The sequence below is a fragment of the Tenacibaculum amylolyticum genome, assembly GCF_964511145.1.
Taxonomy (GTDB): domain Bacteria; phylum Bacteroidota; class Bacteroidia; order Flavobacteriales; family Flavobacteriaceae; genus Polaribacter; species Polaribacter amylolyticum.
This window is the reverse complement of sequence record NZ_CAZEFZ010000022.1, coordinates 21,079-45,620: the sequence shown is the minus strand read 5'-3', so window position 1 is coordinate 45,620 and position 24,542 is coordinate 21,079. Positions and strand designations below refer to the sequence as shown.

Annotated in this window: 20 protein-coding genes and 1 riboswitch; of the genes, 12 read left to right on the top strand and 8 right to left on the bottom strand. The window is 33.1% G+C overall.

All coding sequences use genetic code 11. The features are described 5' to 3' along the window. Window positions 1-134: 134 nt before the first annotated feature. From ACKTTC_RS08240 to ACKTTC_RS08190, 11 genes are all read left to right on the top strand, one after another. Window positions 135-899 (top strand): precorrin-6A/cobalt-precorrin-6A reductase, encoded by a 765-nt coding sequence (locus tag ACKTTC_RS08240; protein WP_408039331.1) that lies wholly within the window; start codon window positions 135-137, stop codon window positions 897-899. Further along, window positions 871-1,968, top strand: a complete 1,098-nt coding sequence (locus ACKTTC_RS08235; protein ID WP_408039330.1) for a cobalt-precorrin-5B (C(1))-methyltransferase — start codon at window positions 871-873, stop codon at window positions 1,966-1,968. Before ACKTTC_RS08240 ends, ACKTTC_RS08235 begins: the two co-directional genes overlap by 29 nt. Then, window positions 1,965-2,675 (top strand): hypothetical protein, encoded by a 711-nt coding sequence (locus tag ACKTTC_RS08230; RefSeq protein WP_408039329.1) that lies wholly within the window; start codon window positions 1,965-1,967, stop codon window positions 2,673-2,675. The genes ACKTTC_RS08235 and ACKTTC_RS08230 overlap by 4 nt, the downstream gene beginning before the upstream one ends. A gap of 11 nt (window positions 2,676-2,686) precedes the next feature. Next, the gene (locus ACKTTC_RS08225) at window positions 2,687-4,348 is read left to right on the top strand and encodes an AAA family ATPase (RefSeq protein WP_408039328.1); all 1,662 of its coding nucleotides are present in this window, start codon (window positions 2,687-2,689) and stop codon (window positions 4,346-4,348) included. Window positions 4,349-4,350: 2 nt separating this feature from the next. Continuing rightward, window positions 4,351-6,399, top strand: coding sequence for a cobyrinate a,c-diamide synthase (locus ACKTTC_RS08220; protein ID WP_408039327.1), 2,049 nt, complete (start codon window positions 4,351-4,353; stop codon window positions 6,397-6,399). A 273-nt stretch (window positions 6,400-6,672) separates the two neighbouring features. Further along, the gene (gene cobN, locus ACKTTC_RS08215; protein ID WP_408039326.1) at window positions 6,673-10,419 is read left to right on the top strand and encodes a cobaltochelatase subunit CobN; all 3,747 of its coding nucleotides are present in this window, start codon (window positions 6,673-6,675) and stop codon (window positions 10,417-10,419) included. 173 nt (window positions 10,420-10,592) lie between these two features. Then, window positions 10,593-11,051 carry a hypothetical protein gene (locus ACKTTC_RS08210; RefSeq protein ID WP_408039325.1) on the top strand — a complete coding sequence of 153 codons (459 nt, stop codon included), beginning with the start codon at window positions 10,593-10,595 and terminating at the stop codon, window positions 11,049-11,051. A gap of 1,123 nt (window positions 11,052-12,174) precedes the next feature. Continuing rightward, on the top strand, window positions 12,175-12,588 hold the full coding sequence (locus ACKTTC_RS08205) for an immunity 22 family protein (RefSeq protein WP_408039324.1): 414 nt from the start codon (window positions 12,175-12,177) through the stop codon (window positions 12,586-12,588). Window positions 12,589-12,751: 163 nt separating this feature from the next. After that, window positions 12,752-13,849 carry a toll/interleukin-1 receptor domain-containing protein gene (locus ACKTTC_RS08200; protein ID WP_408039323.1) on the top strand — a complete coding sequence of 366 codons (1,098 nt, stop codon included), beginning with the start codon at window positions 12,752-12,754 and terminating at the stop codon, window positions 13,847-13,849. 154 nt (window positions 13,850-14,003) lie between these two features. Continuing rightward, a complete protein-coding gene (locus ACKTTC_RS08195; protein WP_408039322.1) occupies window positions 14,004-14,822 on the top strand; it encodes a hypothetical protein in 819 nt (272 codons plus the stop codon). A gap of 139 nt (window positions 14,823-14,961) precedes the next feature. Continuing rightward, window positions 14,962-15,798 (top strand): HEPN domain-containing protein, encoded by an 837-nt coding sequence (locus tag ACKTTC_RS08190; RefSeq protein ID WP_408039321.1) that lies wholly within the window; start codon window positions 14,962-14,964, stop codon window positions 15,796-15,798. A gap of 1 nt (window position 15,799) precedes the next feature. Here ACKTTC_RS08190 and ACKTTC_RS08185 read toward each other — a convergent pair whose 3' ends face one another. After that, window positions 15,800-16,021, bottom strand: coding sequence for a helix-turn-helix domain-containing protein (locus tag ACKTTC_RS08185; protein ID WP_408039320.1), 222 nt, complete (start codon window positions 16,019-16,021; stop codon window positions 15,800-15,802). Between the two features lie 59 nt (window positions 16,022-16,080). Between ACKTTC_RS08185 and ACKTTC_RS08180 the strand changes: the two genes are divergently transcribed. Next, entirely contained in the window at window positions 16,081-16,287 is a 207-nt protein-coding gene (locus ACKTTC_RS08180) for a SymE family type I addiction module toxin (protein WP_408039319.1), read from the top strand. Window positions 16,288-16,397: 110 nt separating this feature from the next. Here ACKTTC_RS08180 and ACKTTC_RS08175 read toward each other — a convergent pair whose 3' ends face one another. The 7 genes from ACKTTC_RS08175 to ACKTTC_RS08145 all read right to left on the bottom strand — a co-directional run bounded on the left by ACKTTC_RS08175 (window position 16,398) and on the right by ACKTTC_RS08145 (window position 24,533). Continuing rightward, the gene (locus ACKTTC_RS08175) at window positions 16,398-17,336 is read right to left on the bottom strand and encodes a sirohydrochlorin chelatase (protein ID WP_408039318.1); all 939 of its coding nucleotides are present in this window, start codon (window positions 17,334-17,336) and stop codon (window positions 16,398-16,400) included. A 17-nt stretch (window positions 17,337-17,353) separates the two neighbouring features. Next, a complete protein-coding gene (gene cobA / locus ACKTTC_RS08170) occupies window positions 17,354-18,076 on the bottom strand; it encodes a uroporphyrinogen-III C-methyltransferase (RefSeq protein WP_408039317.1) in 723 nt (240 codons plus the stop codon). Continuing rightward, window positions 18,077-18,895, bottom strand: a complete 819-nt coding sequence (locus tag ACKTTC_RS08165; protein WP_408039316.1) for an SDR family oxidoreductase — start codon at window positions 18,893-18,895, stop codon at window positions 18,077-18,079. It abuts the gene before it with no gap. Then, entirely contained in the window at window positions 18,885-19,724 is an 840-nt protein-coding gene (locus ACKTTC_RS08160) for a (2Fe-2S) ferredoxin domain-containing protein (RefSeq protein ID WP_408039315.1), read from the bottom strand. The genes ACKTTC_RS08165 and ACKTTC_RS08160 overlap by 11 nt, the downstream gene beginning before the upstream one ends. A 3-nt stretch (window positions 19,725-19,727) precedes the next feature. Next, window positions 19,728-21,209 carry a PepSY domain-containing protein gene (locus tag ACKTTC_RS08155; protein ID WP_408039314.1) on the bottom strand — a complete coding sequence of 494 codons (1,482 nt, stop codon included), beginning with the start codon at window positions 21,207-21,209 and terminating at the stop codon, window positions 19,728-19,730. 168 nt (window positions 21,210-21,377) lie between these two features. Continuing rightward, window positions 21,378-23,717: a TonB-dependent siderophore receptor gene (locus ACKTTC_RS08150; RefSeq protein WP_408039313.1), complete on the bottom strand. Its 2,340-nt coding sequence runs from the start codon at window positions 23,715-23,717 to the stop codon at window positions 21,378-21,380. A gap of 92 nt (window positions 23,718-23,809) precedes the next feature. Next, window positions 23,810-23,999, bottom strand: a riboswitch (cobalamin riboswitch). 9 nt (window positions 24,000-24,008) lie between these two features. Continuing rightward, window positions 24,009-24,533, bottom strand: coding sequence for an AAA family ATPase (locus ACKTTC_RS08145; protein WP_408039312.1), 525 nt, complete (start codon window positions 24,531-24,533; stop codon window positions 24,009-24,011). Window positions 24,534-24,542: the final 9 nt, after the last annotated feature.

Here is a 24,542-nt window from a genome sequence, read left to right as displayed (position 1 = left end):
ATAGCGTAACGAACTAAATAATCTCATAAATATTCAAGGGATTTCAACCCCTTGTATAACTTATAGAATTTACCCTATTGGAATAGAAAGATGATAACTAACCAAGGAGTTTCAACACCTTGAAAAAGAATAAAATGATACTCGTTTTTGGAGGAACAACAGAAGGAAAACAAGTAGCTTCATTTTTGGATGAAGTAGGACTTCTGTATTATTATTCCACCAAAACAAAAGTACCATTCACAGGAAAAGGAATTCCGATAGATGGAGCGTTAACAAAAGAAGCATTAGAACAGTTTTGTTCAGAAAGAAAGATTACTCATATTGTAAACGCTTCACATCCTTTTGCTGAAGTATTGCATACAACAGTAGCATCAATCGTAACCAATATTCCGCTTATTCGTTTTGAACGTGAATTTACACCAAGAGTAGCTCATGAATTAGTTACTTATGTAAATTCCTTTGAAGAAGCAATTTCATATTTTCAGGAAAAAGAATATTGTTCGTTATTAGCACTTTCGGGAGTGCAAACCATTGCAAAGTTGAGTAATTACTGGAAAAACAATAAAGCCTGGTTTCGCATTTTGGATAGAGATAGCTCGAGAGCAGTAGCAAAAAAAGCCAATTTTCCATCATCACAATTACTTTATGGATACCCTCAAAATAAAGCAGAAGAAGTGTTATTACTTAAAAACATAACACCAGATGTAATATTTACCAAAGAAAGCGGTGTTAATGGAAAGTTAGATCAGAAAATATCAGCAGCAATAACTACGCAGATTCCCATTGTCATTTTAAAGAAACCTTTGTTGTCAAATAGGTATCTTTGTATAGATTCAACAAACGAATTAGCTAAGATATTTAAGGAGCAAATTGAGCGAATTACAAAAAATACCCGATAGACCTTTACGCAAAGGTTATACTACAGGAGCCTGTGCTACTGCCTGTGTAAAATCAGCTTTATTGGGATTATTGACTAAAAAAACTCAAGAAAAAGTAAGCATTACTTTGCCTATAGGAGAAACAGCTACGTTTTATATAAAAGATCCAATTATTACTGAACATGAAAGCTCTAGCACTACAATTAAAGATGCAGGAGATGATCCTGATGTAACACATCTAGCAGAAATTACGGCAACGGTAGCATTAAACAACTTTCAAGAAGTACTTTTTAAAAGAGGAGAAGGAGTAGGGTTGGTTACGTTACCCGGATTAGAAATTGAAGTAGGTGAACCTGCAATAAATCCAGTACCTAGAAAAATGATGCGCACTGTGGTACATAAATTATTAGCCGATTTTAATCTAGAAAACCATGGAGTAACGATCACAATTTCAGTAAAAGATGGAGAAAAATTAGCAAAACGAACCTTAAATAGTCGTTTAGGAATTTTACATGGGATTTCTATTTTAGGAACATCAGGAATTGTAACACCATTTTCAGCAGCATCTTATATTGCTAGTATTCAACAAGGAGTAGATGTAGCTGTAGCAAATAATGAACAAGAATTACTTATTAATTCTGGAGCAAGAAGCGAAAAAATATTACGGAAGATATTTCCAGAAGTTAACGAAACAGCATGTGTGCATTATGGAAATTGGATACAAGAAACTTTTGAAAAAATAGCAATGACTCCAGAAGTAAGCACTGTAAACATGGGGATTATGTTGGGCAAGGCGGCTAAACTAGCAAAAGGAAATCTAAATACACATAGCGGAAAAACAACTTGGGATAAACAATTTATAGCAAAATTAGCTATTGAAGCAGGATATACTAAGGAAATAGCAGAAACTATTTTGTCTTTAAACATGGCGGGACGTTTACGTGAAATATTTATTTTTGCGCAAGATGAAAGGTTTTATCAAGTGCTCTTAAAACATTGCTTTATGCATTGTCAAAAAATAGTACCTAAAGTGAAACTAAACTTATATCTAATTAATAACGACGAGACGTATATAAAATATATCGGATGAATTTAATGAACCTAACCAGACCTTTAATAGCTGGTATTTTACACTCTTTTGAAGCAGATCATATGTCTGCGGTATCTGTATTAGCTGCTGAAAATGCAGTCAATAAAAAGAAAGTAACCTTTAAAACTGTTTTTACAGCTTCACAATGGGCATTAGGACATTCGGTAACTTTATTATTATTTGGAGGTATTGCATTATTATTTAAAACAGCATTATCGGCATTTATACATAATATTTCTTTTTGGGCAGAGCTTAGTGTAGGCCCAATTATGATTTGGTTAGGAATTGTTGCCATTCGAAGAAATCATAAGATCAAAGAACAATTGGCAGATCATAAGAAGATAGAAGAGCACGAGCATGCTGCTAATAATCCAATTCATTTACATGGAAAAAGAGGAGAAGAAATAGCAATGAATCCTGTAAATAGATCGTTTTGGGTAGGAATGGTACATGGTTTAGCAGGAACAGGGGGAGCACTTACTTCAGCTTTAATTATAGGAGCAAGTACAATGTCTGAAGCAGTTTTAATTTTAATAGTAGAATCTATTGGAGTTATTTTGTCAATGGCAATATATAGTTACGTATTGATTTATGCGATGAGTCGATTTATAGAAAGAAATGTAGCTATTTTTAAATGGATGAACGGAGTTGTAGGGGCAATTTCTATAATTGTTGGTTTTTACATGATTTACAAAACAGCTTTTTAAAACTAAAATATATGAATGCTCGTTATTGCTTTCCATTTACTGCTATTATTGGTCAAGATGATTTTAAACTTTGTTTACTATTAAATTTAATAGATCCAACTATTGGAGGAGTACTAGCTACTGGCGATAAAGGAACAGGAAAAACAACAACGGTTAGAGCATTAAGTCAGTTAATGGGAGCAGCGTTTCCATTTGTAAATTTACCTATCGGTGCTACTGAAGATCGTGTATTAGGAAGTGTAAATTTAGAGGCACTCATTAATCAGAAGAAAACAATAGTAGATAAAGGACTATTGGCAAAAGCACATCAAGGTTTTTTATACATAGATGAAATTAACCTACTAAACGATTATTTAATGGATGTCTTGTTAGATGCAGCTGCATCTGGAGGGTATCATTTAGAAAGAGAAGGAACTTCTGAATGGTTAGATAGTCGATTTTGTTTGGTAGGAACTATGAATCCTGAAGAAGGAGAATTACGTCCGCAATTAAAAGACCGATTTGGATTGAGTGTGCAAATCTCAACTCCTAAAGAGATAAGCATACGAAAGAAAATAGCTTTACAACGCTTAGAATTTGATACAAATGCTGAAGGTTTTTATAAGAGTATATTACAAGAAGAAACAGCGGTAAAAACAAAAGTTCTTCATGCAAAAGAAGAACTAACAAGCATAAAAATATCAGAAGAAGTACAAGAAGCAGCTGCAAAATTAACTATAGAAGCCAATGTTGAAGGATTACGAGCTGATATTTTGTTATTAAAAACCGTTCGTGCTTATGCTTCTTTTTTAGGTGAAGCAGAAACTACGGTAGCTATGCTATACAAAATAGCTCCTTTTGTTTTAGCACATAGAAGTAGTGACTTTACACCACCAAAAGAAGAAGAGAAATCACAAGACGAAACACCAAAGAAGGAAGAAAATAAAGAGACTGAAAACATACAGCAAGAAGGTGGTACTACTTTTCAACTTCCTGAAGCTATAAAAAACGGATTGAAATTTTCAGTTTCACAAGCGTCAAAAAAAAAAGACATAACACTTCCAACGAGTAAAGAACTCAAACGAAGCCCTTATATAGCAACTGAGTCACCCAATATTTCTTTAGTAAAAACAGTTAAAAACTATGTTGTAACGCAAAAGTTTACAAAGATCTATAAACAGGTAACTAAAAAAGCAACAGCGAAAATTGTTTTTTTATTAGACACAAGTGCTTCTATGGCAGTAGATAAGCAATTAGGATATATCAAAGGAATTGTTCAAAAGACAACAACTACAAATCCATCTAAAAAAATAGAATATGCTATTGTAGCATTAGAGAACTCTTCAGCAAAAATTCTACAATACTTTACAAGCGATAGTAAACGAATAGAAAAAGTAAGTTACGAATTAAGAGCAGGAGGAAAGACAAACTTAGGTAGTGCTTTCTTAAAAGTATTCGAATTATTAAAATCGATTAATATTAAAACGGTACAATTATTTGTATTAACCGATGGGAAAGTAAATGCTGGACACGAACATCCGTTTGAATTTGCTGTAAAAAATTACAAAACTTATTTATCAAAACTATCAAATACAACGATTGTGGATACAGAAAACGGTTTTGTAAAACTAGGGAGAGCAAAACGATTAGCAGATACATTACAACTGCGTTATATACCTTTTACATCTTTATAATTATGAGTAACGCATTTTTAATTGCAGCTCCTTGGAGCAATTCAGGAAAAACAACAGTTACACTTGGATTAGCACGTTATTTTAGTAACAAGAATTATAAGGTACAAACTTTTAAATGTGGTCCAGATTATATAGATACAATTCATCATTCTAGAGCCGCCAAAAGTCCTAGTATAAACTTAGATAGTGTATTAATGTCAGATGCACATATTCAAGATGTTTTTAGGAAGTATAGTAGTGCGTCAGATATTACCATTGTAGAAGGTGTCATGGGATTGTTCGATGGTGCGGTTAAAGATCAAGGAAGCTCAGCTGAGTTAGCAAAAAAACTTGATATTCCAGTAATATTAGTCGTGAATGCCAAAGCAATGGCGTACACTATAGCACCTATTTTACACGGATTAAGAACTTTTGATCCCGAAGTAAAGATTGCAGGTGTCTTATTTAATTTTGTAAAAACTGAGTCTCATTACGCATTTTTAAAAGAAGCCTGTGAAACAGTTGGAATTCCATCATTAGGATACATTCCCCCAAATGAAGACATCAAAATACCTTCTAGACATTTAGGTTTGCATATTGAAGATAAATTTGAAGAGTTAATAGAAAAAGCAGCGGAACATGTTGGGGGGCATGCTAAAACTGAAAAACTTCTCGAACTTACTCAACGAAATACATCCAATGGGATTCATCCAATTTACCAAATAACTGAATCTTTTATTAAGAAAGAGTCAGATAAATATCTAGCCAAGGGGATGAATCCCCTTGAAAAAAGATCTCTTAAAATAGCTATTGCCAAAGATGAAGCGTTTACGTTTACTTATGTAGAAAATTTAGCCTATTTAAAACAAATAGGAGAGGTCGTTTTTTTCAGTCCGATTCACGATACAAAATTACCTGAAGCAGATATTATCTATTTAGCTGGCGGATATCCAGAGCTCTACTTAGAACAATTAAGTAAGAATGTAGAAATGAAAAAAGCTATTAAAAAAGCAGTAGATACAGGAGTGAAAATATTAGCTGAATGTGGAGGAATGATGTATTTGGGGAATCAGATTATTAATAACGAAGGAAAACCTTTTGACATGGTTGGAGTTTTTGACTTTAGTACAACCATGGAGCAAAAGAAATTACACTTAGGATACCGAAAAGTAGTATTTGAAGACGAAACACTTTTGGGACACGAATTCCATTATTCATCAATTTTAGAAGATCATTATGCTTCAATAGCAGAAGTATACACAGCAAGAGATAGAGAAATAGAAACCAAAGTATACTCCTATAAAAATGTACTTGCGAGTTACATACACTTATATTGGGGAGAAGGAAATTTTAGCTGGTTGTCTAGAACCAAGAGGATTCATCCCCTTGCAAAAGAAGCAGAAGATAAGACAGATGATGTGCACTTAACCAATGGAACTTATCCCATTGCTAAGAAAACTATTGATAGAAAAGATGATGAACAATTGAACAATGGGATGAATCCCCTTGGAGAAGAGGAAATTGAGAAGACTGTTGAGCCATACACAACCAATGGGATTTATCCCATTGAAAACTCAGTTGAAGAAGAATACTACTTCGTAACCTTTGCCACAGCAAAATCTAGAATTTCAGATCGAATGGTAAAGTTTAACACACGAAGCTTTATAAGAAATTTAGAAGCTTTAACCTTTGAACAGAGTGATATAGAAAAAATGATGGAGCTATTCAAAGAAGCCTTTAAACGATATGAAATAGATGTTGTCTGTTTTAATATTTTACCAGATCATGTACACCTTTTATTAAAAGTTGAAGATGAAAAAGAGTTAATAACTCAGATTAAAAATTTAAAAGGATATACATCATTCAGCTATCAGAGATATAAAGAATGGGAGAAAGAAGCACAGAAAGTTTGGGCACAGAAATTTCATAGAAAAAGAATCTCAAAAGTAGATAACTCTATAGAAAAGGTGACCAATTATATTAAAAACAACCATTACAAACACGAAGCACGCTGGGGAGAAGAAATGAGTACATTTATTGAGTCACTTCATTCCCAAGAAGAAGAAAAGTAACCAAAGGGATTCATCCCTTTGTAAAATGAAAGAGGTAGTTCTAAATTGGACTAAAAACCAAGGAGATTTATCCCCTTGAAAAAGAAACGATTTTCAAAAAGACAAGACCAAAGGGATTTATCCCTTTGTAAAGAAAGGTAATTATCGAAAAAGTCTAAGACCAAGAGGATTCATTCCTTTTAAAAAGAAACGGTTTCGAAAAAAACTAAAACCAAGGGGATTCATCCCCTTGACAGTAAGCAGGGATTCATTCCCTTACATAAAAACAAAACTATGCATTTAATAGCTACAATACCAGGAGGGTGGAATCCAGATGATGACGGAGTATTTTACATAGAACAAAAACCAGGAGATATCGTTTTTTTAAGTGCGGGCGATACAGAAATACATACCGTAAACGAAGCCTATAAAACGTTATACGACCAAGAAGGGGAGAAGCTACCAAGTTTACGTATGACCAATTTGGTGTATCTAAAACAAGAACTGACGATAGATAACTATTTAGAAGATGTTTTAGAACAAGCCAAAGTTATTGTTTGTAGCCTTTTAGGAGGAATTAGCTATTATAAATATTTAGTAGAATCGTTAGTGGAATTGCAAGAAGAAACTAACTGCGTCTTGTTGTTTATTCCTGCGCATGAACCCGATTATGAATTAATGAAGTTGTCCTCTGTACCATTGCAAACAGTACATCATTGCCGACAATATTTACAACAAGGAGGAAAAACCAATGCCGTTAATTTTTTAAACTACATCCGTAAAAACTTCTTTAACCAAACAGTTGAGGTAGCAACAGCTGAAGATATAGAAGATTTATTTTTATATACGTTTGACAAAGGAATTGTAACACAAGAAGAACTGGATGCAAGTATAGACAAGGAGAAACCAACGGCTATTTTATTAGCATACAGAACACATTTTTTAGCAAACAACTTAGAGCCTTTACAAGTATTAAGTGAAGCTTTGGTAACACAAGAAATCAATCCTGTAGTTGCTTTTGCAAATAACTTAAGAGATCCAGATACATTGGTCAATCTTGAAAAATTGATGACCAACTCCGGCAATAGAAAAATTGCAGCGATGATTAATACAACTGGATTTACAATTAAATCATCTGATACCACAGACTTTATCTTTGATAGACTAGGAATTCCAGTATTGCAAGCCATTTTTTCTACTACAAACAAAACAGTCTGGGAAGAAGGAATGTTTGGATTACCACCTACGGATATTGCTATGAATGTAGCTTTACCAGAAATTGATGGAAGAATTATTGGAAGAGCCGTTTCTTTTAAAAAGGAAATAGAAAAAGACGAACTAACAGATAGTACTATTGTAAAATACGAAGCCCATAAACCAGCATGCGAATTTATGGCGCGATTGGCAAAAAACTGGATTTCGTTGCAAGAAAAGAAGAATGAAGAGAAACGAGTAGCTGTTATTTTACCAAACTATCCGAATAAAGACAGTCGATTGGCCAACGGAGTAGGCTTAGATACACCAGCAAGTTGTACTGTATTATTACAAGCATTACAAGAAGCGAATTATACTCTAGGAGAACAACTACCAACTTCGGGAACAGAACTCATGTACTGGATCACGCAAGCAACAACCAATGATACAAGCACCACGCAAACCAGACCACATGCAATTCTATATCGTTTAGAAGATTTTAATAAACGATTTGCATCTATTTCAGAAAAACTACAAGAGAAAATAGTAGCACAGTGGGGAACACCAGGTAACGATCCGTATTTTACCGAAGAAGGATTTATTGTATCAGGATTTTTATTGGGAAATATCTTTGTGAGTATTCAACCCTCAAGAGGATATAACCAAGATCCGCAAGCAATTTATCACTCGCCAGATTTAGCTCCCACATATCAATATTTAGCCTATTATTTCTGGTTACAAGATACGTATCAAGCAGATGCAGTCATTCATTTAGGAAAGCACGGAAACTTAGAATGGCTACCAGGAAAAAGTGTGTCTTTAGACCCAGAAACTTGTTTTCCAGCCATGTTGTTTGATGCATTGCCTCACTTTTATCCGTTTATAATCAACGATCCTGGAGAAGGAACACAAGCCAAAAGAAGGAATCAAGCGGTAATTATAGATCATTTAATTCCACCGATGACTCGTGCTGAAAGTTATGGGAGTTTAATGAAATTAGAACATTTAGTAGATGAATATTATGAAGCATCAAATTTAGATCCAAAACGTTCTAAAGTTCTAGAAGAAGAAATAGCCAATTTGGTAAAAGAAACACAGTTAAATGTTGATTTAGGAATTATTTCTGACGACGTAGATGAATTGCTAGTAAAACTAGACGGATATTTATGTGAATTAAAAGAAGCACAAATACGCGATGGCTTGCATATTTTTGGAAAAGCACCCGTAGATGAGCAATTGATAGACTTGTTAATTGCTTTGCACAGAATGCCAACTTATGAACAAAAAGGAATCACGCAAGTATTAGCAGAAGATTTTGGGATTGAAGAGAATATTTTAGCTTTAGATTATGCTGAAAAGTTAACACAACATATTGAAGGAAAAGACTGTAAAACGGTTGGACAAGTAGTTGAACAATTAGAACATGTAGCAAAACAACAGTTAATACAATTTTTAGAAGAAGATGTGTTGTCAACTTCGTATCCAAAACTGAATGAAGTACTAACAATTATAAAACAAAAAACCTTAGTTGCTGTACATAATACTACCGAAGAAATTACAAATTTATTATCAGGACTCAACGGACATTATGTGCCTTCTGGGCCGTCGGGTGCGCCAACAAGAGGGCGTGTAGATTTGTTACCTACAGGGCGTAATTTTTATTCGGTAGATGTACGTACCATTCCTACGGAAACTGCTTTCCGATTAGGAGAGAAAAGCGCACAACTCATTATAGATCGTTATATCCAAGAACATGGTGATTATCCTGAAACGATTGGAATTTCGGTATGGGGAACATCTACCATGCGAACGGGTGGAGACGATATAGCACAGGCATTTGCTTTAATGGGGGTAAAACCTATTTGGAAAAATGCCAACCGAAGAGTAAGCGATTTTGAAGTGATTCCGTTATTAAAATTACAACGACCAAGAGTAGATGTAACCTTACGAATCTCTGGATTTTTTAGAGATGCTTTTCCCGATGTCATTAATTTATTTAATACCGCAGTAGCTAGAGTTGCTGAGTTAGACGAATCTTTAGAAGAAAACCCAATTCGCAAACGTTTTTTAGCAGAAAGTAAAGATTGGGAAGCTAAAGGTTTAGATGTAGAAGAAGCAAAACAACGTGCATTATACCGAGTGTTTGGTTCTAAACCAGGAGCTTATGGAGCAGGTTTACAAGCGGTAATAGATGAAAAGAACTGGGAAACCCAAGAAGATTTAGCCAAAGTATATATCAATTGGAGTGGCTATGCGTATGGAACTTCAAAGAAAGGAGTTTCTGCACACGAATCTTTTACGCATCGTTTACAAGCCATGCAAATTGTAATGCACAACCAAGACAATAGAGAACACGATATTTTAGATAGTGACGATTATTACCAATTTCAAGGAGGTTTGGCTAATGCCGTAGCTACCGTAAGAGGAAGCGAAGCTGAGGTGTATTTTGGAGATCACTCTCGACCAGAAACACCAAAAGTTAAAACCTTAAAAGAAGAATTGTTAAAAGTGTATCGTTCTCGTGTTGTAAATCCAAAATGGATTGCAGGAGTGCAACGCCATGGATACAAAGGCGCTTTTGAAATGGCGGCAACGTTAGATTATCTATTTGCTTATGATGCCACTACGAATTTAATAGATGATTTTATGTACGAAGGCATTACAGAAAGTTATTTATTAGATGAAAAAAACAAAGCCTTTATCAAAAAAAACAATCCTTGGGCTTTAAAAGACATGAGCGAACGTTTACTCGAAGCCATTCAAAGAGGCATGTGGCAAGATCCTTCTGACGAAATTAAACAACAATTAGAAGAGTTGTATTTAGAAGGCGAGGGGATTGTGGAGTAAGGTTTTTGGCTAGTTATCGATAGTTCTGCTGAGCAAATCCGAAGCACAATTTTAGGTTGTTAGCACTTTGTAAAATCACTCGAACTGTGACAAAAAAACTTATCCAAGATTCACATTAAATAAGAAGAAAAAAAATACAGTTTTTATAAGATACTGTTAGATACAATTACTAAATGAACAGAAATTTAAAAAAAATAGCTATAGGGTTTGGATTAGTTTTTTCAATCCTTTTCGTTTATGAAAGATATTTCTTAACCAAATGGTATGATCTGAAAATGGGAAATATAGAAGTAGAGGTAATGTCAGATGAATGTGAGACTTGTTTTTCGGATTGGCCTATAGATCATACGATATGGATTAATTCTGAGGGAGGAATTAGTGAAACGTTTGAATTATACACAGAAGGCCCTCGTTTGGAGTTTGGATTTAATGAAGACAATTCTGAGTTAGTAATTAACTGCCCAGGTTTTTCGAATTTATTTATTGATGTCAAAAAAATGAAAGAAATAGATGTATCATATGTAGATAGAGATACTAAATTGGAAGAATATAAAATTCAATGGATTATAACTAGAAGTAAACAACTAGTACAATTAGATTCTTTAAGATTACCAGATAAAAACTGGGATTAAATAATAAAAAACACTTAATACTGTCAACAAAATAGGGCTCAGCAATAATGAAATTGATTATTACTTATAAACTCTCTCAGATCATTGATTTGGTATAGTTTCTAAGGTCAAAGTTTTGTTCCGCGTGGCTCGATGACGGTTTCTAAGTCTAAAGTTTTGTTCCGCGGAGTTCGCTGATGGTTTCTACGGTCAAAGTTTTGTTCCGCGTGGTTCGCTGACGATTTCTACGGTCAAAGTTTTGTTCCGCGGAGTTCGCTGATGGTTTCTACAGTCAAAGTTTTGTTCCGCGTGTGTCGCTGATGGTTCTGCAATAGAACAATGACATCAGCACAGTTCGTTGATGGTTTCTAAAGTCGAAGTAAAATTTTACGCCGTTAACACTTTGTAAAATTACTCGAACCGATAAAAAAAAGCGACCTCTGAATCAAAATTTTAAAAATCAAGGAAGCAGTGTTGGCTGAAAGATAAAAAGCTGTTTGAGCGTTAGCGAAATCGTAAGATTCATGAACTCATTAATGTAAAAATATAAGCATAAGCAAAGTGAATAATTCTTTTTATCAGCGGAAGGTTCCGTAGTATTTTCTTAAATTTTTATTCGAAGTCTTGATTTTTGTTTTCCTGTACTGAGTTTATCGAAGTGTTTTCATCAAGGAAAAGAAAGAGGAGTTAATTATTATTTTTTACTCTATTAACTTTTTAGAGCAATCGATCATAAAATCACTTTAGCAAAGAGAAAATTCACCTAAAGATTCACATTAAACCATACCCCAAACCATTATAATGTGCTCTAAGTGTATTCTGAACCTCGTAGAAGGAACACGAAAAACTTCCACTATATTAGGTTTTTTAGGAAGAACACTTTTAATGTATAAGGCCTTCCAGAAAATAATATATCAAACTCATATAAACTACTTTGTTTTACGGTAACTCGTATTAATTTTATACAGTATTTTGTATATTCAAACCTAGAAAAACTGAAAAAGAGTAGTCCCCCTAGCTGTTCCTTTTATTTTTCACCAATAGAATGTATTAAAATTTTAAAAATGTGTTTATACGCTTGTTTTTGTAGTATAAAGGCAACAAAAAAGAATATATAAATAAGTTGGCAAACATTTAAAAATCGATGATTAAAAAGATAATTTGCGTTTGGGTTGGAACTTTTGAATCTGAAGACAAACTCTACAAAAACTACTTGAATTTTAATTATGAAAACGATGACGAACCTGAATCGGAATTCGCAAAAGATTCTGGGTTAGAATTTTATGATGAAGATTTTATGGAAAGCTGGTGGTTTAACAAACTGGAATTAAATAAACTGACTGAATATAAAGATGACTTACTCGACTCTGAATATTTTTTCGATGAACTTATTGCGGAATTAAAAAACAGAAACTTAACTAATCGGAATTCGATTTCATTCTTGTTTGGAGAAAATGGAGAACATTCAACAAATGAAATGTTATTTAAATACAATGGAATGGAATCTAATGGTAAACCAATTGAATTTGTTTTCCGAAAAGAATACGAATTGAAATAAAAACGATTTGCCAACAACGTGTATAATTAATTACTTCTGAATTTCCTAAACGGAAATTCCTAACAATTAATTATCTTAGGCACTAATCGGAAAATGACTCGCGTCCTTTTCCGTAACTAATCATACACAAACACGTTGTGCATAATTATGACCAAAACACCGAATGGAAGAAAATAACCCAAAAGTATTTATAAGTTATAGTCACGATAGTAAGGAACATCAAGACAGAGTACTTGAACTATCGAATAAGTTAAGAAGTGAAGGTATCGACTGTTCTCTTGACCAATATGAAGACTCACCACCAGAAGGTTGGCCAAAATGGATGGACAGAAATGTAAAAAACTCTGACTTCATTTTAGTTGTCTGTACAGAAACCTATTATAAACGAGTTGATGGAACAGACGAAAAAGGAAATGGCATAAAATGGGAAAGTACTCTAATTTACCAACAGCTTTATAACGCAGGAACAAACAATACTAAATTCATTCCTGTCATTTTTAAAGATGGAGAATTTAAGTATATACCAGAGCCATTACAGGGTTCTACCTTTTATAATGTTGACGACAGTGATGAATACGAAAAGTTATATTGGAGATTAAGAGGTGTTAAAGCTACAAAACCCGAGTTAGGAAAATTAAGAGAGCTGCCTGAAAAGCCACGAAAAACTCTATTCATTTCGGGATTAATCGACCAGGAAAAATGGGATGATGCAAAATGGCAGGCGGGAGTTGCTTATTTATATTCAGCCGAGGGAGATTTACCACCAGTAATTACCGTTCTATTTAAAAACTTGGATTTAGGAAAAGAAATTTTTGAAGAAATAATTGAAAAAACTGGTGTAGAGGACAAAACCGAAAGGTTAAGAGTTTCGATTGTTGAAGGAGAAGTTCCTAATCAGGAATATGGTTACTTTGTAGTAATTGGTGAAAACGTGGAGTCGACAAATAATCTCATATCAAAACTTCCTGAAAATAAAGATATTCAATATGTAGGAATCAATCAGCGAATTCACAGAATGAAACCAAATAAAGGTTTAGACAATCTTTCCAATTTCAAAAGGGAAGTCGAAAAACACGGTTGCTATTATATTGCACCAGCTAAACAAATTAAAGACCCTGAAAAAGGAATTGGATATAAAATTGAAATGGACTACAAAATTTTGAAAAGAAAAATCGAATTCAGGGAATATGACGAAATTCCTGATAAAAATGATCCAGACAGCATTTTGAAATCTGAAGGAGTTCTAAAACACAAATTTTGAAAATAACTAAGTACAACAAAGGCTATAAGTAATTGCTTGTTCTCACTTGCTTCTGAAAATCATTGTGGATTTTCAGCTTGTTGTGTACTTGCAAAGTTAAGTACTAAACCACGCAACTACTCATAGCCGAGACCGTTAGTTGCAATATTAAAAAATGATAGATAAACTAAAAGAAGCATATAATTCAATTAAAGATTGGTTTTGGGCTCTTCCTGTTTGGAAACGAGCAATTTTCTCATCGATAATTGGTGCTTTTGGTGGCTCGTCAATGATTGGTTTTTTTAATAAATATGCATTGTATTATTATTCTGTTTGTCAAGATTTTAGGGTCCAGATTGAAGGTGTTGAATATATAAATCTTGCTATAACAATAATTTCATTTGCATTTATTATTATTTCGATTGCTGGAACAATCTTAATCTATAGTATTTTAAAACTTTTATCGAACTTTTTCACATATCTAGTAGCACGAAAAGACAATTCAGAGCGTAAAAAGAAATTATCAAGGTCTTTTATTACTATTATCTCTATTGTAACAAGTTTACTTACAGTTGGATCTGCCCTTACCGACGTATTTCGATCAACCGAAATGTTTTCTGGTAAGCTCAGAATCCCTACTCAACTATTGGGAGTATTATTGATAATATTTACGATTATTTGGATTGGCTACATATTTGCTAAAAGTGATTCTGGACGAAAAGTTTTTACGCTAGTAATAGTGATTCTTGGCATTTCAACAGTTACTGCTTCATTATTTAACCAAGGTGTATATAAAACATTTCTAAAAACGATCAAATATGGTGGAGAACTACCTATTGAAATTGAATATAGGAAAGCTAATAGTACTTCTGCAAACTTAGATGGTATGCTGATGATAAAAACAAACAATAGCTTAATCCTTAAAAACAAAAGTACTGGTAATATTGAAGAAATTCCTATTGAAAGAGTTTCAAAAGTGATTTATAACAAATAAAGCCAGCTAGTACCGTGTATAATTAATTGTGGCTAAATTTCCTCTCCAGAAATTGAATCTTATTAATTATCTTTCCGAAACAATGTAAAAAGTCATACACAAATTCGTTGGGAGTAATTAAAGAAATCTATAAAACAAGATGAATGAACCAATACCCAAATTAGAACCATTATCGGATAATCTTAAAGACTTGGATATTGGTGAATTTTTAAAGTCAAGAGAATTTAAACGTTATTGCATTAAAGCTGGATTAGATGGTTATTGGAGAGATTTATATAATCACGTTAAAAATAATCGTACATATTTATCACTTGGTATGGATCATGAAAAATATGATTCAATTGATGCTTTAAATTTATTATTAAATAATCTTTATCAAGATTACAATAATCAATTCTACAATTTTATAAAAGACTTCTTGTACGCATTTTCAAATTGGACAAATGAAACATTGAATCTAAGAAAAATAGTTGAAGATTTAGAATTATTAAATTGTCCAAAAGAAATACTTGAAGTTGTATCAAATTTAGATAATTTCAACACAAATGCAGTTCCAAAATCTGATATTCCAGATATAGTAGATAATGCGAGAAAGCTAGAAGAATCTCTTGAAAAAATGGACGGTTCAATTAGAAACAATGAATTTAATCTGACTTTAACATATGCCTATTCCTGTCTAGAAGGTATTTTTAAGGCATATGTAGAAAACAAACAATTACCGGAGAGTAGTGAGACTGAATTATCTAAACTCTCTAAAGCGGTAAAAACAAATTTAAAACAACATTTTGAAGAAAATGGCAAAAAGTACCCTGAACAAATGTTGAATTTAATTAGTACAATAACTAATGCAGTATCTAATGCAAGAAATAATTTTAGTGAATCTCATTTTGATAAAAATTCTGATAAGTGGTTGGCTGAATTTGCAAGAGATTGTGTTAATTCAATTGGAAGGTTAATATTGAAATTTGTTGAGTGATTTAACTCTTCAAAAGCTCACTAATTGACATATCTAATCCATCAGCAATTTTTATTAGAGTAAGTAAACGTGGGTTTGTTCTACCTTTTTCAATCATATACAATTGAGTTCTACCAATTTCACAATCAAAAGCAAATGACTTTTGGTCAATCTCCTTTTCTTCTCTTAATTGCTTGATTTTAGTACCTAGTTTTTGAAAATATTTAGATTCTTTCGTGTTCACTATACCGAATTTCGATAAAATATTTATATCTTGTGTTCGTAATAACGAACAGTGCTTCAGTGAGTCGATTTAGAAAACTTAAAATCTATAAAAAACACCAGTCTCGTGATTGGAGTGAATATGCTATTGTTCCTGAGATTCGACTTGAGGGGAAATGGTTAAAAGAACTTGGATTTGAAATTGGAAAAGAAATAGAAATTAAGCAGCAAAAAAATAAATTAACTATTACACTGATTGATAAAAAGGAGAAAAATTATATTGATTAAGGTTTTTAGTATAAAAATAATTCAAAGTGAAAGTCTTATCTTTTAAAAAAGATTCACATCAAATAAAACTAACAATTACTCCAAAGGGTTTAAACCCCTTGGAAATCTTACTAGATCCCTAATATCTTTTTAATTGTATTTCCAATACCACCTTTCTTATCACCAGGTTTTTCGTCTTCTTCAAACAAAATTCCTTTTACATTTAAATGATGTCCTATTTGTTCTTGTCCTACATACTCTTCAAAACCAACTACTTGTTTTCGGTATTTACATAGCTGACAGTTCATATTAGCCACACCGTTTTTAGCTTCTTCTAATCGCTCATCAAAAGCTTTCAAAATTAACTCGTCGGTACCAAAAGGATCGGTATATACATATTCATTTTCAGAAATTTCGTTCCTGTCTTTTACAGCGTCATAAATACGCTCTAACAATACACCTGTAAAAAAGAAAAACGGAATAACAATAGTACGTTTAAAACCTAATTTATCTACCATGGCTAAACTTTTTTTAATATTAGGATAAGCCGTACCACTATATCCTACGGTAGCAAAACCAAAACCAAGACCTTCCCATAACATATTGGTTAGTTTAGCAACATCGCTATTAGCATCAGGATCTGTAGTTCCTCTACCCACAACAACCAAACAAGTTTCTTTACGATCTATAGGCGAAAGTTGCGCTTCCGTTTCTTCAATACGTTTTACAGATAAATCTAATAAGAACGAACTTACACCAATATGTTTTGCCATAGAAATAGTTAAATCATCGTGATAAGTTTGTAAGGTGTTTAGCTCAAAAGGAATATCATTTTTAGCATGCGAACCTGCAAATAAAATAATAGGCAAGGCATATATTTTTCGTACACCATTTAAGTACATACGCTCAACAGCAGCCTCATAGGTAGGATGATTAAACTCTAAAAAACCGTAATCTACTTCATACGTATCTTGATAACGTTCTTTTAAAATACTAACCAATCGTTTAAACGATGTAACGGCAGCTTCTCTTCTAGAACCATGTCCGCATAATAAAATTCCTTCTTTCATCTATCTTGTATTTTATTTTAATGTATTGGTGTAGCCCCGATAATAAAAACTACGGGCATTGCCATATCGCTTTTGGCTATTTCAGTTTCTATAGTTCCTAAACTAGCGGTAATAATTTCCTGTTTTTCTCTAGAAACATTAGAAATGGCATTTACAGGAATGGTTTCGTCTTTACAAACTTCTAACAATTTAGGAACAATTCTGTGTAAACTTTTTAAGCCCATATAAATAGAAATGGTATTGCCTGCTTTTAACATGTGCGCAATTCCATTAAGTTGTTCAAAAGAATAATCTGCTGTATGTGCGGTGCAGATTAACATGGCATTGGAATGGTTGCGTTCTGTAATAGGAATGTTCAAGGTATTTGCCGCAGCAATAGCTGCTGTAATTCCCGGTATAACTTCAAAAGGTAATTGATGTGCTGTTAAATAACGTGCCTCTTCCGCAGCTCTTCCATAAATATAAGGATCGCCCGATTTTAAACGGACTACTTTTTTTCCTGCTAAATACTGTTCGTGCAATAACTGATTGATGCGATCTTGTCGGCTAATTTGATCTGATTTATCTCCAAACTTTCTACCTACATATATTTTTTCAGCCTGTGCATTAATGGCTAAAATTTCAGGAGATACCAAGTTATCGTGTAAAATAACATCAGCATCAGTAATAAACTTGTGTGCTTTTACAGTAAGTAATTCTGGATCTCCAGGGCCAGCTCCTATAATAGTTATTGTATGCATTTATGTAACAAGCGTTAAAGGATCAGGGTACTTATAGGTATAGTTTAATAAAGTCTTACTTTTTGTATTCGATATCTTTTTAAACTGAACAGTATCAGATTTTTTAAACTGAGGCGGTACCAAACCTACCTTTTCGGCGGCTAAGATATAAAATGTTTCTCGTAACGGATGCTCATCTGCACAACCATTAATAATGGTTCCCCATGCATTTTGAGTGATAATAGCATTGATCAACCCAATACAATCGTCTTGATGAATAACATTGATTGGAGCTTTGCCATTGGCCACTTCTTTTTTCTTAGCTAAAAAACGACCAGGAACTCTATCGTAACCAATCAATCCAGCCAAACGAAGTATCGTAAGATTTTCTTTTAGGTGCGATTGTAATAGTTGTTCAACAGCTAAAACTGCTTTTCCAGATTCTTTTTCAGGATGATTTTCAATCGCTTCAGTTACCCAATCATTCGTGTTTTGATATACAGAAGTAGAACTTACAAAAATTACTTTCTGTGTTGATTGTATATACGGTAAAAGTGCATTGATCTGTTCTTGATAAATAGTAACGATGTCTGGAATGCGTTTAGGAGGAAAGTTGATAACAATGATTTCGCTATCGTTTACAAAATCCTTTAGTATTTCTTCGTGATTCTTTTCTCCTAATCTAAAGACATAAGGTTGAATAGCAGCATCTTTTAAAATCGGCTCTTTTTCCTTAGAAGTTGTAGAGCCTTTTATATGATATCCTTTGGTAATAAGGTGTTTGGCTAAGGGAAAACCTAGCCATCCACATCCTAATATGCTAATTTGTTTATTGTTCAAGAGACACAACTATTTTAGGGTTTTTACTATCCATACTTAAATAAATACTAAGAATGTATTCCCAAAGTGCATTGTTACTTTTAGGAATGCTCAATAATACTAAAAACTTTCCTTTTCTGTTCTTTAAACGAATATGTGCGATGTAATCCGCATCTTTTTGTGTCCAAATAACTTCTGCAACCCCAACTTTTCGATCAATTATTTCTTGTGCAACTTCTTTTTCCATGGTCTTTGTAATTGGGCCAATGGCTAAAGTTAGATCTACTTCTGAATCACTTACCACAATATCAAAAGTATCGGTATAGGTTACTTTGTGTGATTCAGTTACTACTTGTGTACTTTGGTTTGGGAAAGTAACTTGTATTTGTGAAGGTGTTTCAAAAAGCTTTTTAAATAAAGGATATAAAAACTGATCTGAAGCTGGAGCTCTTGCAACTAAAACCTCACCATATTCAGCATCATTTTTTTCAGTAAAAACAACTGGTTTTACAGTTCTTTCATTATCAGATACTAAACTCTCATCACCATCTTTATATAACAAATAGGATTCAACAGGTTGGTTGGTTGTTGTATGCGCATCTATAATTTCAACTGCTTTTTCTGGAGTTAGGTTCTTATACCAGAAATTACCAGGTTGTACAATCCAAGTGGGAGCATCTTCACAACGTCCATTGCATCGTGTTCTAATAGAATGTGTGGTATCCCAAAGTCCTTCGTTTCTTAAATGTGCTCTTGCTTCCCTAACAGCCATTTCGCTTTTTGCTTTTTTGCAAGAACCTCCATCGCAAAATAAAAAGGTAGTTGTAGCTTTTGCTATGTTTTTCCCCATGTGTTACAACGATTTATGATTGAGTTTTTTAGTTTTTTTCTGTTGATGTTTTTTCTTTTTCCATTTTCTTTTTAAAAATCGATAGCCTAAAACAGTTCCGGTAAAACTAACAATAGTACCACCTATTAATAAGATAAACAGTGTAATATCCCAAAGTGGTCTATTCCATGCTAAGAAGGAAAAGTCTAAGCTATGCAAGCCATGATATATCCAACGTTGAATTCTATTTTTAGTAGCACACTTATAAAGAACTTTAGTGGTTTTAGGGTTTATATAATAACTTACATCGTTACTAGTATTTACCCGTATTACAGGCAGTTCTTTAGTGTTATGTCTACTATAATAATAGTTGTCGTACGAATCGAGTAAATTTACACTTTTAATAGGATTGTTTATGTTAAAAGATTGAACAGTAGCTGCATAATTTTCAACGGAAGGAAGTGTATTTGGTTGATTTAAATTGTAAAGTTCAGAAGCTACTGAGGTGTATACAATAGCAAAAGTCTCTTTATTAAACAATGTAAAACTACTTTCTTGGATGGATGTATGCTTTGTTTGATCTAAAAAGTTATTCCATATTTCAGGAGAAATATCAGACAATACCAAACTTCCTTTTTGCCATTGTTGTAGTTCGTGTTTGTTTAAACTCGTACTTGGTGTCCAGCTAAACGGCGTCATACTCATCCATCCACTAAATATCCAAGTACACACAAAAGTTCCGAAAAACAAACCAAAGTAATAATGGAAGTTATACCATTTATTTTTAAAACGCTTGAATTTCGCTTTTGGCTTCTTTTTATATCGAACAATTCCAGTAATAATTCCTGTAAGCACCATAAGAAATCCAAGTCCAGATAACCATACGATTACTTGAAACCATAAGGTATTGTGAATTCGGATGTCTTTAAAATAAATCCAATGAGGAATAGCACCTAACCACGACCAAAATCTTTCAGAAACAGTATTGGTTGCTAAAACTTCTCCTGTAACAGAAGAGAGATATGCATAGGTTTTATCTGGATTTTGAAATGTGATTTTATAAATAGGGATGTGCTTTAGAAAACGCGTTCTAGGAATCCATTGATCTAATTCTGCGATAGCAGTTACTTGTGCAGACGTATTAATTTTTAAATTTTCTTTAGCAATGGCTAACGCTTTTGTTTCAGAAATATCAACAGGATTTCCCGTGTCTGCATAGTTAGATACTAATTTTCCAGAAGGTGTTATTGCATGAAATACAGGTTTACCTAATTGAAAGTTAAGCGTAAGACTGTGAATACTATCTATCGCATTGTTTTTAAATACTTCTTTAGGACTCAAAATGCTATCTATTTGCTCAGAAGGAAGCATCGCTCTTTGTTGGCTTTTACTTAAAAACGGAAATGTATGATACATCATAACAAAACCAGATAAAAACCAAATAAGAAAGAGTACACTAAAAAAGGTACCTAGCCAATGATGTAAAGAAATTATTTTTTTGATCATAAAAAGAATTAGGCTAAAAACGATGCTATAACGTCATTACAAACGGAGTTTACGAAGTGAAGTAATCTTTTGATCGATATATAGATTGCTTCTTTACACTGAGTTTTAATCGCAATGACGTATAAATAATATTCGCTGATAGATTGTTTCTTAGCGCTTTCAATGTTTTTAAAATGTATAACTAATATTTACTTTATAATTTCTTCCTTGTCCTACAAAAAACTGATTTCCGTAAATAGCATCTGTAAAATACAGTTCGTCTGTTATATTGTTTAGATTAAATCCAACTCTTATTTTCTTAGCTTGGTAGTATATGGTTCCGTCTAAAGTAGTATAAGCAGGGAGTTCGAAGGTATTGGCAGAATTAGTGTAATTACTTCCTACATAGTTTCCTCCGAGTCCAATTCCTAGACCTTTTAATGTTGGTGTTTGAAAATCGTAGTTAACCCAAAAGTGGGCAGAATTTTTAGGAGCAAAACGAAGTTGGTTTCCTGGAGCAATTGTTTGAAGAGTTTCACTATAAGATCGTACTTTGGCATCTACAAAAGCATATCCTGTTTTTACATATAATCCTTTAAGTGGTTGCGATTCAATATCAATTTCAAACCCTTTAGAATCTGCTTCTCCAATTTGCTGAAAATCGTTTACATTAGTTCTTTCTACAATATTGTTTTTTAGCATATAATACGTAGAAACCGTTGCTGCAAATAGATGGTTTTTCTGAAATTTAAAACCTCCTTCAATTTGATATCCTTTTTCAGGATCGAAAATTGTACCGTCTGGCGCAATTCTTCTAGAAGGTTTGAAATAGTTTGAGTAAGAACCAAAAATACTTAGTGCGTTTTTAATGGGCTGATATACTAAACCAGCTCTATACGTAAATGCATCTGAAGGAATATTTGTTCGATCGCCATTGGTAATAATATTTCGATCATTATCAATCATATCTCGGTAATATGTACCATCAAAAATGTCGTAGCGTAATCCAACCAAAGCTTTGAATTTATCTGAAAACTCTAACCAATCTTGTACATAAAAACCACTAACGGTTTCATTGGTAACATCCACTCTTTCATCTACGGGTTCTATATGCCCTTGGTTTAAAATAGGATTTTGAATAGCAATTGTTGTAAAAGTCCCTGGCCCTATAACACTTCCTCTAAATGTTTTACGATCTAAATAACTGAACGAGTTTCCTACAAGGATTTTATGTTTGATACTTCCTGTAGTGGTAGTGTAACTTAGATCTAATTGATTTTGAATTGTTTTTGTTTGATGATTAAAATAAAACGGAAAATCTCTTCTAAGAGAATCTTTTGTGCTGTTGAATACTAAAAGTTCTGTAGATAAATAATCGATATCATCGTCTGAATACGAAAGATGGTTGGTCAATTTAAAATTTGCATTGAATTCGTGTGTATATTTTAATTGAAAATCGAATCGTTTGTGTTTTAAATAATCTTGTGGATCGTTATATCTCGTTTCAGGATTCATTCCAGGAACTAAAGAACCATCATCATCTACAGGAATTCCTGTATCAGTATCATATGTGTCGTTATTAGCTTGCGCGTAAAACTCAAAGATATCTTTATCTGTAGGCGTATATTCAAAAGTAATAGAACCGTTATTAGTTGCTACACCATAGTCTCTCCACCCATTGGTACGCGTCATTCCAAAATCTGTCCTATATCTCAACTTCTCAGAGATAGCACCTCCAAATCCAGCAGATAAATTGTAGGTATCAAAACTACCATAAGAAGCACTAAAACCACCTTGATCGTTTGCTGTTGGCTTTTTTCTTACAATATTAATAATTCCACCTAAAGTAGAATGACCATACAATACACTCGCAGGGCCTTTTAAGACTTCAATTCGTTCTACATTGGCCAAGTTAGTAGTAGGAGCACTGGTAGAAATATTATGTCTTTCATCTCTAACCCCATCGATTAACAATACAAAATTGTTAAATCCACGAATTCTAAATGTTTGGAAACCACCGTATCTATTTATAGGACGTACTCCAGTAGCACTTTTAACTGCGTCGCCTAAATCGGTAACATTACGAAGTTGTATCAATTTAGAATCTACACTGTTAGTCGTAATAGGAGCGTCTATATCTTTAACAGGTAATTTACCTACATTCAATACTTGGTCTTTTAACTTTTTTTGTTTTGAAGTAATGGTAACTTCATCTAAAGCAATGTCTTGTTTTTGTAGAAAAACTAGAAGAGGTTGTTTTGCATTGTTGTTACTAATATTTTTTTGAAGTGTTTGGTAGCCAACTTTCGAAAATCGTAGCGTTGTATAATTTTCTGGAAGTGTAATGGTGTAGTTACCATTAGCATTAGTAGTTGTTCCTTTAGTTAAATTTTGAATGATAATTGAAACATCAGGAATACTTTTGCCCGTTTTAGCGTCTTTTACTGTTCCTGTAATAGTAGTGTTAGATTGTGCTATAGCAAAATTAGCTAATAACAAAAACACACTGCATAATACTAATCTTTTCATTATAAAGAAAATAAGTTTTGTGCAGGTAATTTGTAGAAAATACTACGGATGTGTAGTTTAAATTTTCCAACCCTTTACCCGAGAGTTATTAATTAATGTAATGATTTGAGGCAGGTCTCCTGACTTGGTTCCAACGGTATCGCCTTCCCACTTATTAAAAAGCAGTGGCATATTGATATGTTGTTTTTAATGAACCTTACAGTTGCGGGAACAGTTTTGGATTTGCACCAAATTCCCTTTTAATTTTTACTGTCATAAAAAACCAAAAATCAGCGGCAAATGTACTGTTTTTTATTTTAGAGTAGTTGTAATGAAATCTAAACGTTGTTCAACTGTAGTTTTAGGAACGAACACTATGGTAAACCCTAGCTCCTTGTAAGTATTTAAAAGTAACCGTTCTAATTGTTGTACTTCTTCAAAAGATTGTAAACGTTGTGGATCTTGTATATAAATCTCTTTCCAAAGTGGACAAAAGAAGACGGTATTATGATATGGTTTTTGATAATTGAATTGTAAGAAACAATTAGCAATAGGTTGCTGTTTTAACTGTAAATAAGCAATATTATCGGCTAAACCTCTATCTACAAAAGCATGTTGTTTTATGGGAGTTTCGAGATTCTTAAGTGTTTGTTGATATACTAATTTTGTAAATCCAGTAACATCTTCCCAAGGAGTTTTATTTCCATTTGTTTGCTGCTGAACACGAATTACTTTTCTAGATACTTCCTCAAATACAATATGTCCGTTTTGTTCTAATGCGTTTATAAGAGTTGTTTTTCCTGTACTCGGTGCGCCTGTGATGATGTATCTTTTCATATATCTATA